At 71.0% G+C, this 13,112-nt stretch carries 18 protein-coding genes; 14 read left to right on the forward strand and 4 right to left on the reverse strand.

The window, feature by feature from the left end:
• Window positions 1–19: 19 nt before the first annotated feature.
• From IEZ08_RS25455 to IEZ08_RS25490, 8 genes are all read left to right on the forward strand, one after another.
• Complete coding sequence (locus tag IEZ08_RS25455; protein WP_068922290.1) at window positions 20–487, forward strand: flagellar basal body-associated FliL family protein; 468 nt, start codon at window positions 20–22, stop codon at window positions 485–487.
• 322 nt (window positions 488–809) lie between these two features.
• The gene (locus IEZ08_RS25460; protein ID WP_203863616.1) at window positions 810–1,721 is read left to right on the forward strand and encodes a flagellar motor switch protein FliM; all 912 of its coding nucleotides are present in this window, start codon (window positions 810–812) and stop codon (window positions 1,719–1,721) included.
• Window positions 1,721–2,449, forward strand: a complete 729-nt coding sequence (gene fliN / locus IEZ08_RS25465; RefSeq protein ID WP_068922292.1) for a flagellar motor switch protein FliN — start codon at window positions 1,721–1,723, stop codon at window positions 2,447–2,449. The genes IEZ08_RS25460 and fliN overlap by 1 nt, the downstream gene beginning before the upstream one ends.
• Window positions 2,450–2,504: 55 nt before the next feature.
• Entirely contained in the window at window positions 2,505–2,945 is a 441-nt protein-coding gene (gene fliO / locus IEZ08_RS25470) for a flagellar biosynthetic protein FliO (RefSeq protein ID WP_068922293.1), read from the forward strand.
• 3 nt (window positions 2,946–2,948) lie between these two features.
• Entirely contained in the window at window positions 2,949–3,857 is a 909-nt protein-coding gene (gene fliP, locus IEZ08_RS25475) for a flagellar type III secretion system pore protein FliP (protein ID WP_068922294.1), read from the forward strand.
• A gap of 10 nt (window positions 3,858–3,867) precedes the next feature.
• The gene (gene fliQ, locus IEZ08_RS25480; RefSeq protein ID WP_068922295.1) at window positions 3,868–4,143 is read left to right on the forward strand and encodes a flagellar biosynthesis protein FliQ; all 276 of its coding nucleotides are present in this window, start codon (window positions 3,868–3,870) and stop codon (window positions 4,141–4,143) included.
• A gap of 13 nt (window positions 4,144–4,156) precedes the next feature.
• Entirely contained in the window at window positions 4,157–4,912 is a 756-nt protein-coding gene (locus IEZ08_RS25485; RefSeq protein WP_068922296.1) for a flagellar biosynthetic protein FliR, read from the forward strand.
• A complete protein-coding gene (locus tag IEZ08_RS25490; protein WP_068922297.1) occupies window positions 4,909–5,988 on the forward strand; it encodes an EscU/YscU/HrcU family type III secretion system export apparatus switch protein in 1,080 nt (359 codons plus the stop codon). Before IEZ08_RS25485 ends, IEZ08_RS25490 begins: the two co-directional genes overlap by 4 nt.
• A gap of 76 nt (window positions 5,989–6,064) precedes the next feature.
• Here IEZ08_RS25490 and IEZ08_RS25495 read toward each other — a convergent pair whose 3' ends face one another.
• Window positions 6,065–6,661 (reverse strand): helix-turn-helix domain-containing protein, encoded by a 597-nt coding sequence (locus IEZ08_RS25495; RefSeq protein WP_068922298.1) that lies wholly within the window; start codon window positions 6,659–6,661, stop codon window positions 6,065–6,067.
• A 202-nt stretch (window positions 6,662–6,863) separates the two neighbouring features.
• Between IEZ08_RS25495 and IEZ08_RS39775 the strand changes: the two genes are divergently transcribed.
• On the forward strand, window positions 6,864–7,580 hold the full coding sequence (locus IEZ08_RS39775) for a class I SAM-dependent methyltransferase (protein ID WP_268249362.1): 717 nt from the start codon (window positions 6,864–6,866) through the stop codon (window positions 7,578–7,580).
• A 104-nt stretch (window positions 7,581–7,684) separates the two neighbouring features.
• Here the strand turns inward: IEZ08_RS39775 and IEZ08_RS25505 are convergent, their stop codons facing one another.
• On the reverse strand, window positions 7,685–8,152 hold the full coding sequence (locus IEZ08_RS25505) for a MarR family winged helix-turn-helix transcriptional regulator (protein ID WP_189243129.1): 468 nt from the start codon (window positions 8,150–8,152) through the stop codon (window positions 7,685–7,687).
• Between the two features lie 61 nt (window positions 8,153–8,213).
• Between IEZ08_RS25505 and IEZ08_RS25510 the strand changes: the two genes are divergently transcribed.
• The 3 genes from IEZ08_RS25510 (at window position 8,214) to IEZ08_RS25520 (ending at window position 9,672) form a co-directional block, all read left to right on the forward strand.
• Window positions 8,214–8,591, forward strand: coding sequence for a hypothetical protein (locus IEZ08_RS25510; RefSeq protein ID WP_203863618.1), 378 nt, complete (start codon window positions 8,214–8,216; stop codon window positions 8,589–8,591).
• Window positions 8,588–9,205: an NAD(P)-dependent oxidoreductase gene (locus IEZ08_RS25515; protein ID WP_068922301.1), complete on the forward strand. Its 618-nt coding sequence runs from the start codon at window positions 8,588–8,590 to the stop codon at window positions 9,203–9,205. The genes IEZ08_RS25510 and IEZ08_RS25515 overlap by 4 nt, the downstream gene beginning before the upstream one ends.
• Window positions 9,206–9,312: 107 nt before the next feature.
• Window positions 9,313–9,672: a hypothetical protein gene (locus IEZ08_RS25520; RefSeq protein WP_068922302.1), complete on the forward strand. Its 360-nt coding sequence runs from the start codon at window positions 9,313–9,315 to the stop codon at window positions 9,670–9,672.
• A gap of 150 nt (window positions 9,673–9,822) precedes the next feature.
• Here the strand turns inward: IEZ08_RS25520 and IEZ08_RS25525 are convergent, their stop codons facing one another.
• Entirely contained in the window at window positions 9,823–10,458 is a 636-nt protein-coding gene (locus IEZ08_RS25525; protein ID WP_068922303.1) for a CHAP domain-containing protein, read from the reverse strand.
• Between the two features lie 474 nt (window positions 10,459–10,932).
• On the opposite strand from IEZ08_RS25525, the gene IEZ08_RS25530 reads away from it, so the two are divergent.
• Window positions 10,933–11,175: a hypothetical protein gene (locus IEZ08_RS25530; RefSeq protein ID WP_189243130.1), complete on the forward strand. Its 243-nt coding sequence runs from the start codon at window positions 10,933–10,935 to the stop codon at window positions 11,173–11,175.
• A 393-nt stretch (window positions 11,176–11,568) separates the two neighbouring features.
• Complete coding sequence (locus IEZ08_RS25535; protein WP_189243131.1) at window positions 11,569–12,657, forward strand: hypothetical protein; 1,089 nt, start codon at window positions 11,569–11,571, stop codon at window positions 12,655–12,657.
• A 114-nt stretch (window positions 12,658–12,771) separates the two neighbouring features.
• On the opposite strand, the gene IEZ08_RS25540 is transcribed toward IEZ08_RS25535, so the two are convergent.
• Window positions 12,772–13,008 carry a hypothetical protein gene (locus tag IEZ08_RS25540; RefSeq protein WP_068922306.1) on the reverse strand — a complete coding sequence of 79 codons (237 nt, stop codon included), beginning with the start codon at window positions 13,006–13,008 and terminating at the stop codon, window positions 12,772–12,774.
• Window positions 13,009–13,112 lie beyond the last annotated feature (104 nt).

A 13,112-nucleotide genomic window follows, 5' to 3' on the forward strand; every position in this document is an offset into this window, starting at 1 on the left:
CACCCACCGGGAGAACACCATGGCCACCGCAACGCTCAAGGCCGCGCCCGACGCCGGGGAGGCGGATGGCGGCAAGAAGAAGTCGAAGATGAAGCTGTTCATCATCGCCGGCGCGGTTCTCGTCCTCGCGGGGGCGGCAGCGGCGTACTTCCTGCTCTTCGCCGGCGGCGGGGAGGATGCCGCGGCCGAGGAGCCCAAGCCGGAGCCCGGCGCGGTCGCCGCCCTGGAGGCGATCACCATCAACCTGGCCGACGGGCACTTCCTGAAGCTGAAGCTGGCCCTGCAGGCGACCGCCGAGGTCCACGAGGCGCCGGACGGCAGCAAGGCCCTTGACCTGGCCATCGACCACTTCAGCAACAGGCCGGTGGACGAGCTGTCCTCGGACAAGGCCCGCAACCTGGCCAAGCAGGAGTTGCTGGAGAAGGTCGAGAAGGCCTACGAGGGCCAGATCATGGACATCTACTTCACCGAGTTCGTGATGCAGTAGCGCCCCGCGCGCCCGCGTGACCGCTCCGGGCCGTCCTGAACGGCCCGGAGCCCCTTCACGCCGCGCCCTCCGCCGGGGCCGTACGGCCCCCGCACGACCATCCACGCCCGCCGTAGCCGAGACCAGAGGAGGACGACGGACCGACAACCGCACAGCGGCGGAGGGCACGCCCGGAGCGTGCGCCCCCACGGGAAACGGGACCCTCTTGTCACGAGGTGAACCCGATTTCTGGCATTTCCTTATATGGGGAGAGGCGGCGCCGATGGGTGTTCTCGTGAGTCAGACGCAGCCTTTCGCCCCAACGCATCGCCTGCTTGGACGCGTGTCCCGACGGGCGAAGAACTCTGAACCGCACACCTATGACTTCCGCCGCCCGATCAAGCTCTCGCGTGAGCACACGCGCACGCTGCAGATCGCGTACGAGACGTTCGCCCGGCAGTACACGACCCTGCTGACCTCCACGCTGCGCGTGGTGTCCCAGGTCTCGCTGGTCTCCATCCAGCAGCTCACCTACGACGAGTACATCTCCGGCCTGGCCAACCCGACGATCGTCGCCACGCTGACCCTCGACCCGCTGCCCGGCGCGGCCATCATGGAGTTCTCGCTGAGCACCGCGATGGCCAGCATCGACCACATGCTCGGCGGTCCCGGCGGCCCGCAGATCGAGCGCCCGCTGACCGACATGGAGCTGCCGCTCCTGCGGGACCTGCTCAACCGGGTCCTGGACGAGATGCACTACGCCTTCGAGTCCATCACCGACTTCCGGCCCATGCTCGGCGCCGTCGACTACAACCCGCAGTTCGTGCAGGCCGCGGCCCCCGCCGACGCCGTCATCGTCGCCTCCTTCGAGATGCACGTGGGCAGCGAGGAATGCATCATGACGTTCTGCCTGCCGTTCACCTCGATCTTCCCCAAGCTGCAGGTCAACGACAACGACGTCACCCTCAGCGACTCCCAGCGCAGGACGCGCGAGGAGGCCCACCGCAACATGGTCGCGGCGCTCGGCACCACCCCCATCGAGGTGTCGGTCCGCTTCGACTCGGTCGAGCTGCGCCCCGAACAGATCGTCCGCCTCGAACCGGGTGACGTCGTACCGCTCACCCACGCCGTCACCGCGCCGCTCGCGGTGACCGCCGCGGACATCACGTTCGCCCACGCAGTGCCCGGCAGTCAGGGTCCGCGCCTGGCCTGCCTCGTCGTGCCCACGCCGCAGAACGAAACGGAAAACCAGTAATGACCACGATCACCGTCGCCCCGCGCGTGGCGCTCGCGCTCGACGCCGCGGAGGCCGCTCTGGCCCTGCTGCCCACCGGCGGTTCCCTGGAGGTCGGGACGCCCGTCTCCGGCGTCCCAGGTGAGGTCCCCGCGGGCCAGGCCGTGTGCGCACGCTTCTCCGGCACCGCCCAGGGCGAGGTCGCGATCGTCGTCGGCCAGGACCTCGTCGACGCCCTGAAGCAGAGCCCGCTCGGCGAGCTCGACCTGACCAAGGCCGTGCAGCCCGCCCTGGAGGCGGCGGCCCGCGCCCTGGGCCCGATCGTCATGGACCCCGCCCAGGCCGTCGAGCCCGAGGTCGGCCTGGGCGCGCTCGCCAACCGCGGCGAGGCCATGTTCGTCCCGCTGCTGGAGGACGGCGTCGTCCGCGCCCTGGTCGCCCTGGTGGCGAACCCGTGGCCGGCGCCCGCGTCCGCGGCCCCCTCCACCCCGGCCCGCAAGGGCGGCCTGGAGATGCTGCACGACGTCGAGATGAGCGTCACCGCGGAGCTCGGCCGCACCCGGATGACCATCCGCGAGCTGCTGTCGCTGTCGCCCGGCGCCGTGGTCGAGCTCGACCGCGCCGCGGGCAGCCCCGTGGACCTGCTGGTCAACGGCCGTCTGATCGCCCGCGGCGAGGTCGTGGTCATCGACGAGAACTTCGGCATCCGCATCACCGAGATCGTCCCGCCCACCGCAGAGCGCTCCTGACACCGAGCGCCCCCGGCCCGACCGAGACAGCCTCCGCGGAAGGAACAGCCCGAAAATGATCGAGACCGTCCTGAGAATCACGTTCTCGCTCCTGGTCGTCCTGCTCCTGGTGTGGGGGCTGTCGAAGGTCGCCCGCAAGCCGATGGCCGCCCGCGGCGGACACCTCTCGGTGATCGCCCGCCAGCAGCTGAGCCGCAACTCCTCGGTGGCCATCGTCCGCGTGGTCGACCGCGCCCTGGTCATCGGCGTCACCGAGGGCCAGGTCACCCTGCTGACGGAGACGGACCTGGCCGCGGTGGAGGAACCCCGCGAACAGAGCGTGGAACGCACTCCCGTCTCCCTGCCGGACGTCCTCCCGGCAGCCGACTCCTCTCCGGCTGCCGAGGAGGCGACCCCCGAGCGGGCCGCTGCGACCGGCCCCCTGGCAGGTTCCGCCCTGTCGCTCCAGACCTGGAAGACCGCCCTGGAAACGCTGCGCGAACGGACGGCCCGCTAACTCATGAAGCGCATCATCAGCCTGGCCGTGGTCGGCCTGGCTACCTTCGGCACGCTCGCGCTCGGCGCGGCCCCGGCCTCGGCCGCCACCCAGCCGGTACGGCAGGCGGCCCCGGTCTCCTCGGCCGTCCCGGCCGCGGCCTCGGCCCCGCAGGCCGCCGCCCCCGCCGCCACCTCCGCCGTCTCGGTCTCCGCCTCGCCGGCCTCGCCCCAGCCCAAGGGCCCGAAGGGCCCGGGCGGCCCCGGCACCGACACGGTCACCATCGACCTCAACGGCGTCAACGGCAAGCCGAGCCAGTCGATCGTCATGATGCTGGGCCTGACGGTCCTGTCCGTCGCCCCCGCGATCCTGCTGCTGTGCACCAGCTTCACCAAGATCTTCGTGGTGCTGAGCATCACCCGCAACGCGCTCGGCCTGTCCAACGTCCCGCCGAACCAGGTGCTGGCCGGTCTGGCGATCTTCATCAGCCTGTTCATCATGGGGCCCGTCGCCTCGCAGGTGAACGACAACGCCGTCCAGCCCTACCTCAAGGGCGAGAAGAGCGTCTCCGAGGCCGTCGCGGCCGCCGAGCCGTCGGTGCGGGAGTTCCTGACCAAGCACACCCGCAAGGACGACCTGGCGCTGTTCACCAAGGTCGCCGGGGACAAGAAGCCGGCCAACGCCGAGGCCGTTCCGATGACCACCCTGATCCCGGCGTTCGTCCTGTCGGAGCTGCGTTCCGCCTTCATCATCGGGTTTGTCATCTACATACCGTTCCTCATCATCGACCTGGTCATCTCCGCGGCCCTGATGTCGATGGGAATGATGATGCTCCCGCCGGTCACGGTGGCGATGCCCTTCAAGCTCCTTCTCTTCGTACTCGTCAACGGCTGGGGACTCATCGTGACGTCCCTGGTCGGAAGCTACCAGTGAGGATCTGACCGTGACCGACACCCAGGTGCTGCACATCGCCACGCAGGCCATGGTCCTCGCGACCAAGCTCGCCGCCCCGATCCTGATCACTGCCCTGCTCATCGGCTTCGTGATCTCCCTGTTCCAGTCGGTGACCCAGATCCAGGAAGCCACGCTGTCCTTCGTCCCGAAGGCCGCCGGAGTGGCCGTGGCGCTGATCTTCACCGGCAACTGGATGCTGCACGAGCTGGTCGCCTTCACCACCCAGCTGTTCGACCAGGTGCCCCAGCTCATCCACGGCGGCTGAGCCCGTGACGGGAATGTTGTCCTCGCCCACCCTGGCCGCCCTGCTGCTGGCCTCGATCCGGGCCGCGGCCTGGCTGCTGATCAGCCCGCCGTTCAACTCCAAGGCGATCCCCAACATGGTCAAGGCTCTGCTGGCCGTCGCGATCGCCCTGCCGCTGACCCCCCAGCTGGCCGGACAGCTTCCCGACATCACCGCCGCCACCATGCTGATCGGCGCCATCGAGCAGGTCATCGCGGGCGTGGCACTGGGCTTCCTGACCTCCCTGGTCTTCGCCGCCGTGCAGGCCGCCGGCGACCTCCTGGACATCTTCGGCGGCTTCTCCCTGGCCACCGCCTTCGACCCGCTGTCGATGGCCGCCAGCTCGGTGTTCGGCAAGTTCTACCAGATGCTGTGCACCACCCTGCTGCTGGTCAGCGGCGCCTACCAGTTCGTCCTGCTCGGTTTCACCAAGACCTACAGCGTGCTCCCGCTGAACGGCACGCTGTCGCTGGGGACCCTCAGCGAGCTGATCACCGGCGGCCTGGCCGACCTGTTCGTGGCCACCCTGCAGATCGCCGGCCCGATCATCGCGGTGCTCTTCTGCGCCGACCTCGCGCTCGGCCTGCTCAGCAAGGCCGCCCCCGCCCTGAACGCCTTCTCCCTCGGGTTCCCCGTGAAGATCTTCCTCACCCTCGCCCTGGCCGGGATCGGCATCTCGGTGCTGCCCGGCGTCATCGACGGGCTGACCGACCGCGCCGTACGACTGATGATGGAAGGGGCCGGATCATGAGCGGCGGCGGGGAGAAGACCGAGCAGCCGACAGCCAAGAAGAAGAAGGACGCCCAGAAAGAGGGCCAGGTCCCCCAGACGCCCGACTTCGGGGCGTGGGCGTCGATGCTGGCGGCCGGCCTGCTGCTGCCCATGGTCCTGGAGAGCTCCGTGGCGGCCGCCGAGCGCATCATGCTGCAGCTCGGGGAGATCATCCGCGATCCCGACCCGATGATGGGGCTCGGCCTGCTCGCCACGGGCCTGAAGGACGCCATGCTGGCGATCGCGCCGCTGGCCGCCGTCACCGTGGTGATCACCCTGGCCGCCGCGGGCGGCCAGACCGGCCTCAAGCCCGCCAGCAAGCTGTTCAAGCCGCAGTTCAAGAAGCTCAACCCGCTGTCCGGCCTGAAGCGGATGTTCGGCGGGCAGGCGGTGTGGGAGAGCGTCAAGGCCCTGCTGAAGACCGCGGTGCTGACCGGCGTCGCCTACATGGCCATCCAGGACCTGATCCCGGTCCTCATGGCCTCCGGCTCCCTGCCCCTGGGCGTGCTGCTGACCACCGCCGGCGACGCGATCCTGTCGCTCATGCGCTTCGCCGGCGCCGCCGGTGTCGCGCTGGCCGCCGCCGACTACGCGATGGCCCGCCGCCGCATCGGCAAGCAGCTGAAGATGACCAAGCAGGAGGTCAAGGAGGAGCACAAGCGCAGCGAGGGCGACCCGCACGTCAAGGGCCAGATCCGGGCCCGCCAGCAGGCGATGGCCCGCAACCGCATGATGGCCGACGTCCCCAAGGCCGACGTGGTCCTGGTCAACCCCACCCACGTCGCCGTCGCCCTGCGCTACGACCCCGCCAAGGGCGCCCCCCGGGTGGTCGCCAAGGGCTCCGGCACCGTCGCCGCCAAGATCCGCGAGCTCGCCTCCGAGAACCGCATCCCCATGGTGCAGGACGTCCCGCTGGCCCGCGCGCTGTACAAGAGCTGCGAGATCGGCCACGAGATCCCGGCGGAGATGTACGGCGCGGTCGCCAAGGTGCTGGCCTTCGTCATGAGCCTCAAGGCCAGGGGCTCGGCCGCGGGCCTGCACCGCCTCGCCGCATGAGACCCGCGGCGCCGTACGGCAGGGCCGGAGATCCCCGTACGGCGCCGCGCCCGCCCCTGACCGGCCGGTGGGACGCTCAGGAGGCGTCCTTCGCCCGGGGGCGGGCACGCAGGTGCGCGCGCTCGCCCTGCCTGCCGAACAGGCTGAGGAACTCCACCGGCTCGCCGTCGGCGGCGCCGAACCAGTGCGGCACGCGGGTGTCGAACTCGGCCGCCTCACCGGGCGAGAGCACCAGGTCGTGCTCGCCGAGGATGATCCGCAGCCGCCCGTTGAGGACGTAGAGCCATTCGTAGCCCTCGTGGGTCTGCGGATCGGGCTCCCGCCGGGGACTGCCGGCCGGAATCACGATCTTGTATGCCTGGATGCCGCCGGTCCGGCGGGTCAGGGGCAGCATGGTCATGCCGTTGCGGGCGACCGGGCGCAGGTGGATGCGCGGGTCGCCGGTCGGCGGGGCGCCGACGAGCTCGTCGAGCGTGACGCCGTGCTCCCTGGCCAGGGGGAGCAGGAGCTCCAGGGTCGGCCGGCGGGCGCCGGACTCCAGCCGGGACAGGGTGCTCACCGAGATGCCGGTCGCCGCCGACAGGTCGGCCAGCGTGGTCTCGCGCTGCCGGCGCAGCGCGCGCAGCCGGGGGCCGACCGCGTCGAGTGCGTGGCCGAGGTCATCGTCGTCCATGCCTCCAGTTTGCCATAACGGCAACTAGGTTTGCGCAAACGGCCAATGATCCCGCATGGTTGCCGTGGAGGGGCGACACGGTGGCCGCCGCCGGTCACGGGACCCCGCCCCGCGCGGCCGTCACCCGGGGCCCGTCCCTCCGGCCCGCAAGGACGGGCTCCTGACCCGCACGGACCTGGTGAACAACGGAAAGGAGACCGCCGTGTCCCACGCATTCGACAAGGCGTTCTGGGAAGAGCGCTACCGCGGCCACGACCATGAGCACGACCATGCCCAGGACCGCGGGCACGACCACGGTCATGACGACGGCCATGAGCACGGTCATGAACACGAGCACGACCACGCCCCGGCCCGCCCGAGGCAGCCCAACCCGCACCTGCTGGCGGAGGCCGCAGACCTCGCACCCGGCGCGGCGCTGGACGCCGGTTGCGGCGAGGGAGCCGACGCCCTCTGGCTCGCCTCGCACGGCTGGCGGGTGACGGCGGTGGACATCTCCGCCACCGCGCTGCGCCGCGCACGCGAGCACGCCGAGACCCTCGGCGCCGGAGCCGCGGACCGGATCGACTGGATCGAGGCCGACTTGACCGCCTGGGCACCTCCCGAGGAGCACTTCGACCTGGTCTGCACCCACTACGTGCACGCGGCGGCGTCCCGCGAGACGCTGTTCCACCGGCTGGCGGCGGCGGTCGCGCCGGGCGGCACGCTGCTCATCGTCGGCCACCACCCGTCGGATCCGCACTCCGCCGCGCACGCCTCGGGCCCGGGGGTGCACTTCACGGCCGAGGAGATCGCGGCCGGGCTCGACCCCGCGCGATGGGACGTCGCCGTCGCCGAGACCAGAACCCGGCAGGTCACCCACCCCCGCGGCCACGAGATCACCTTCCACGACTCCGTCCTGCGGGCCCGCAGACGCCCCTGACCCGCGGGGACGGCACCGGGACGGGCCGGCTCCGCGGCGGCCCCGCCGTGACCCGGCCACACCGATCACCGCTTACACGGCCTGCCCCGCACGACGGGGGCGGCTCATCCCCGGTCGGCGATCTCGGCCGCCCACGCGCGCAGCCCGGCCAGGAAGCCCTCCCGCTGCCGGGGCGTGAGCACGTCCATCGCGCGCAGCAGCGGGCCTGCCCGCATCTCCAGGAACTCCGCCACGACGGCGCGGTGCTCGGGGCTGAGGTGGACGAGCGTGCGCCTGCGGTTGGCCGGGTCGGGAGCGCGGTCGGCCAGGCCGGCCCGGCACAGGTCGCTCACCAGGTCGCTGGCGTTGGGCAGGGAGACGCCCAGTCGTGCGGCCAGTTCGGAGACGGTCAGCGGGGAGTCGATGCCGAGCTGCGTGACGACCGCACCGTGGCGCCGGGTCAGGGAGTGGCTCTCGAAGACCGCGCGCAGGCCGTCGGGCATCCCCGGCGCGGGGTGCTGGCGGAAATAGACGGCCACCTGGGGGATCAGTTCGAGGATCTCGCGCCGGACCGCCTCGGAGTTGCTGGACATGGACCCGGAGTATACAGTTCAAAAAATCAAACAGTTAAAATATTTGAACTGTGGAGGTGTCGTGTCGCAACAGCGCGCGCTCCGGGCCAGCCTGCGCGCCGACGGCGTCGGAACGGGGATCTTCGGCCTCTTCATGCTGGTCGGCGGGCAGGGGCTGGCAGATGCGATCGGCGTGCCCGGCTCCTGGACCGTCCCCATCGGCCTCGGCATGCTGGGCGGAGCCGTCCTTCTGCTGGTCTTCAGCGGCCATCCCGTCCTGCCCCCCGTCGCGGCCGCGGTCAACTCCGTCGCCGCCGTCGCCATGGTCGGGCTGACGCTCGGCGGCCTGCTGCCGCTCACCGGGCTGGGCGTCGCCTTCATGCTGGCCGGGGCCGCCTGGGTGACCACGTTCGCGGTCCTCGTGCTCGTCCTGCTGCGCCGGGCGGAGGGCACCCGATGAAGATCGTGGTCTTCGGCGCCAGCGGCGGCACAGGGCGCGAACTGGTCAAGCAGGCGCGGACGGCCGGTCATCGCGTGACGGCGGTGGTGCGCTCGCCGGGAGATCTCGCCGACACCGTCGTGGCCGACATCTTCGACCCCCCGTCGCTGGTTCCGCTCCTGGCCGGACACGACGCCGTCCTGTCGGCGCTGGGGCCGCGCGGGCGCAGCGCGACCTCGGTCTGCTCGACCGCCGTGGCGGGGATCATCGAGGCGATGGCGGAGGCGGGCGTGCGCCGGATCGTCGCCGTCAGCGCCCAGCCGGTGCTGCGCGGCGGGGCGGGGGAGCCATGGTGGCACCGCCTGACCACCCGGCCGCTGCTGCGGACGGTCTACCGGCACGTCTACCGCGACCTGGAACGCATGGAGCGCACCCTGTCGGCCAGCGACACCGACTGGACGGTCCTGCGTCCGCCCTACCTCACCGACGACCCGCCCACCGGCCTCTACCGCACCGCGATGGACGCCAACGTCCCCGGCTGGAGCCTGGCACGGGGCGATCTCGCCCTCGCCATGCTCGACACCCTGGACAACCCCGCCACCGTCCGCCGGGCCGTGGGCGTCGGGCCGGGCTGAGGGAGCGCTCCGGGCCGATCGGCTGGCCGCCGCCGGCCGCGCGCGGGTACCGTGCTGTTCGAACGGGTCCCGGCCCGCTCGACCGCCCGAACACCAGGAGCCCTGAGATGTACCCGGCGACTCCCCCGCCGTCGGCCCACGTCCACGAGAACGCGGCCTGGGCCCGCTACCTGCTGGCCATCAGCTCGCCGCGGGCCGCGCAGGTGATCCGGGAACGCGCGCTGGAACGGCGCCGCCGCGTCCGCCACCGCGACCCCGGCCCCGATCACTGGCGGCGGACCGACATCCTGGCCCAGACCGCCCTCGACCTCAACCGCCCGCAGACGGATGACTGGGCACCCCCGGCGGACGAGGAGGAAGTGGACGAGCGGACGCTCGCCCTGGCCCGGGCGCGCACCAGGGCGCGACTGGAACGGGCGGCGCGTTCCACGCCGGGCCCGCACGGCGGCGGACCGCCGCGTACCTGAGACGCCGCCGGGCCGACGCCGCAGGGCCAGGCCGCATCCGGCGGACCGCACGCACAGGACATGCGGGAAGGGGCACGGCGCCGCGCGCCGTGCCCCTTCCCGCATGTCCGTGTCCGTCGTGTCCGTGCGGTCCGCCGGATCAGTGCCGGATCAAGAGGTGTACTGCGGGTAGCCGTACCCGGTGACCTGCGACTTCGGGCGGACCCGCTGCTCGACCTTGCCGTTGCCGGTGTTGCCCTCGATCGTGGTGATCGTGCCGTCGCCGTTGTCCTTCTTCACGAAGCCGACGTGGTCGATCCCGGACAGGTCGCTGCCGCCGTCCCAGTCGAAGTAGACGACCGCGCCCGGCTTGGCCTCGGTGCCCCAGCGCTTGTTGGCCTTGAACCACTGGGCGTGGGTGACGGTGTAGGCGTCCCAGCCGACGGTGGGCCGCAGGCCGACCTGCTCGCCGACCCAGGAGACGAACATCTCGCACCAGGGGGCGTTGGTGTAGGCCTTCACGTTGCCGCCGTCGCGGGCGACGGTCTCCTTGGCCCGCGGGGAGCCCATGTACCAGGAGTGGAACTTGGTGCCGCCGCCGGCCGCGTTCTCCTTGGTGCCGACCTGCTCCTCGGCCACCTTCAGCAGCCGGTCCGCGCTCACCTGGGGCAGCTTCTCGGCCGAGGGGCGCGCCTGCTCGGCGGCGACGTCGGCGTGGGCGGCACCCCCGAAGGCGACGGTCGCGGCGGTGGCGGCGGCCAGGCCCAGGGCGGCGGTCAGGACACGGGTGCGGGCGGCGAAAGTCATCAAGCGGCATCCTTCGGACGGAGACAGGACTTCCGGCGGTGGACTCCCGCGAGCGGGATCCGGTGCCGGTGAAGGCTGCCGTAGCGGCCTTCGACATCCAGTAAGCCGTCCAGACGTAGCGGGAGAAGTGCGTCAAAGGTGCCGTACGGTTGCCGCCTCCGCGGAAGGCTCACAACCCTGTAAAGCGGTCACACCAGCGGGGGCGAACACCCGCGCGACAGCCCACCCAGTGCCCCGTACAGCGCCCCACCCAGCGCCCGCCCCACGCCCCTACGAGGCCAGCCGCCGGTCATCGCCTCAACCCCGCCTCAACCCGCCTCAACCACCGGCGCAAACCGTCCTCCCGCCGCCCCGGACGCCCACGACGGGGCCGGGACCAGGGCGTACCTGGCGCAGGTAACGCTCTGAATATTTTTCGCGACTCGCCGTGACGGCTGCTGGATCGATGAATCGGCAAATCGGTATAACGGCCTCATGAGTGGTAGCAAGCGCGGACCTGACCCCAAGTGGGGGCCGGTGAAGCAGCACCCCCTGCGGGTGCCCGTTGAGCTTCTCGGCGACATCAAGACACTCGCCCAGCAGCGCGGATGCTCGGTGAACGAATACATCGTCAGGGTGCTCGCCCGCGAGCACGACTTCGTTCTGGCCCCGCCGCCGCGCACGGCGACGCAGGACCCGCTCCCGCTCATCGAGGGGCGGCAGGGAGCCGCGGCATGAACATCGCGATTCTCCCGCGAAGGAGGAGCTCCAGGCGTTAATCTCAATCGCCGCCAGTCGGCGACCGCATAAACGCGGAAGCCCCCGCGCTGTTGGCCTGAGAAACCTTTGCGCGAGGGACTTCCCCCAAACCACAGGACATCGCATAACACCTGGCCACGACGGCCGGGCCCTTGTCATGCCTGTCGCTGTAGCAAACAACTGGAGACCACCATAGACGACAGGTCCCCGGGTCGGCCACCTACACGCGAAAATCGCGCCTTCCGCGTGTCCCGCCCCGCCTCACGCGATATCAGTCTTCGTACGACTACGCCTGTTTTCCGTAAAACGGGCCCTAAATGTGTTCCAGCCACGGTAATGCCGGACGGCCTCATTCCGGACACCCTCATCCGGGTGCCCACCCTGGTGCTCTGGCTGCACGTCATCCAGTCCCACCCCGACGCCGCCGGCCGCCGCGCCGACTGGTGGCGCAACACCACGGCCGTGGTCTGGCAACTGCTCCTGCACGTCGACTCCGACATGGTCACCTCACCGCGCAAGGGCGCCACCTGGGAGCTGCTGGCGGCCAAGGCCGGAGTCTCCCGCCGGACCTTCGCCGACCGGCTGCGCTGGCTCAGGGAGCGCGGCCTGCTCCACACGCTCGTCTCCGGCTCGACCCCGCGCCACCGCCCCGGCTGCCGGGGCGGACGCGTCGACGACGGGCTCGGCAACCTCGCCGCCCAGTACGTCCTGACCGTCCCCAGGGCCGTCCTGGACGCCATGGACTTCGAGGAACTGGAGCGGCTGACCTCCACGACCCATCCGACGCCTCAGACCCTCGCAGAGGAGCCCTGGCAGGACGTGCCGTGGCCGGTGGAGGTCCTCCCCGCGAAGCCTCCGGCGGATCTTCCTGTGGAGGTAACTTGCACCCCATGTGTTTCCATGGTTGCTCTAAGTGAAAACATCAGCCCCGTATACGCGCGCGAGGAAAGCGGACAGAGCGGGACATCACCCGCGACACCCGAACGAACCTGGCCAAGCACCGTAACGCCGGAAAACAAGTCTCAGATGCTTCAAGCCTGCCGGAGGCTCCGCGACGACGTCCCCGTCCTGCGGAGAATCTCCCCCCAGCACCTGCGATCGCTGCTACGGTCTTCGTTCAGCGCCGGGGCCACCGTCAGCGACGTCAAGTACATGCTCAACGTCAATCCGGACGGGCGGCCGTGGGGATACACCGACGAGCCACGCTGGCTGCCGGGCTGGATCCGCTACCGCCTGGCGCCGTGGATCGACGACTCCGGGACGCTGCTGGCGCGGCTGCCGTCCCAGGCCGTGGCGGAGGCGAACCGCCGCCGGCTGCGAGAGCAGGCGGAGCGGGCCGAGCAGCTGGCCGAGGCCAGAAGGAACCGGGCCGCGCCCGATCCGGAGCTCCTGGCGGGACTGAGAGCCCGGCTGGAGGCCGTGCGGGGCGGGGTGGGAGGTTCCCCGGGGAAGGCCGCATGACCCTCTCCGGGGTGTTGTGCGATCCGCACTTCTTTACAATGTAAAGGCGAATGGATCGCACAGGCGACGGCCTCTCCGGCCGCGGCGCTCTCCTCCGGGGGAAGTAGTCGCAGGTCAGGCGTACAGGGCACCGACGACGGAGCTCGCCCAGCGCATGCGCTCGCAGACGAACTCCGGGTGCTCGCCGAACTCCTGGGCGAGGGCCGCGGCGCAGCCGGCCTCGCCGCCGTGCTTGTCGATCGCCTGCAGGATGGCGGTCTCGGCGGTCTCGCGGTCCAGCGAGGCCCCGGCCGAGACGGGTGCGAGGGCCAGTGCCTCGGCTCGGACGGTGTTGTTGATCTCCATGCTCATCGGAACGTCATCTCCTCGTCCGTCTGGCGTCCGGGTTGCTCGGCCCGGCGCTTGTTCTCATTGGATGTGGCGTGGGTCTCACTGCCGGTAGCGCTTGGGGTGCC

The organism is Planobispora rosea (assembly GCF_014648175.1).
GTDB lineage: Bacteria > Actinomycetota > Actinomycetes > Streptosporangiales > Streptosporangiaceae > Planobispora > Planobispora rosea.

Coding starts and splice junctions, on each gene's coding strand:
- IEZ08_RS25455 (WP_068922290.1), top strand. CDS start 20: ATGGCCACCGCAACGCTCAAGGCCGCGCCCGACGCCGGGGAGGCGGAT.
- IEZ08_RS25505 (WP_189243129.1), bottom strand. CDS start 8,152: ATGTCCAGCAACTCCGAGGCGGTCCGGCGCGAGATCCTCGAACTGATC.
- IEZ08_RS25485 (WP_068922296.1), top strand. CDS start 4,157: ATGTTGTCCTCGCCCACCCTGGCCGCCCTGCTGCTGGCCTCGATCCGG.
- IEZ08_RS25530 (WP_189243130.1), top strand. CDS start 10,933: ATGAGTGGTAGCAAGCGCGGACCTGACCCCAAGTGGGGGCCGGTGAAG.
- IEZ08_RS25515 (WP_068922301.1), top strand. CDS start 8,588: ATGAAGATCGTGGTCTTCGGCGCCAGCGGCGGCACAGGGCGCGAACTG.
- fliO (WP_068922293.1), top strand. CDS start 2,505: ATGATCGAGACCGTCCTGAGAATCACGTTCTCGCTCCTGGTCGTCCTG.
- fliP (WP_068922294.1), top strand. CDS start 2,949: ATGAAGCGCATCATCAGCCTGGCCGTGGTCGGCCTGGCTACCTTCGGC.
- IEZ08_RS25525 (WP_068922303.1), bottom strand. CDS start 10,458: ATGACTTTCGCCGCCCGCACCCGTGTCCTGACCGCCGCCCTGGGCCTG.
- IEZ08_RS25490 (WP_068922297.1), top strand. CDS start 4,909: ATGAGCGGCGGCGGGGAGAAGACCGAGCAGCCGACAGCCAAGAAGAAG.
- IEZ08_RS25495 (WP_068922298.1), bottom strand. CDS start 6,661: ATGGACGACGATGACCTCGGCCACGCACTCGACGCGGTCGGCCCCCGG.
- fliN (WP_068922292.1), top strand. CDS start 1,721: ATGACCACGATCACCGTCGCCCCGCGCGTGGCGCTCGCGCTCGACGCC.
- IEZ08_RS25540 (WP_068922306.1), bottom strand. CDS start 13,008: ATGAGCATGGAGATCAACAACACCGTCCGAGCCGAGGCACTGGCCCTC.
- IEZ08_RS25520 (WP_068922302.1), top strand. CDS start 9,313: ATGTACCCGGCGACTCCCCCGCCGTCGGCCCACGTCCACGAGAACGCG.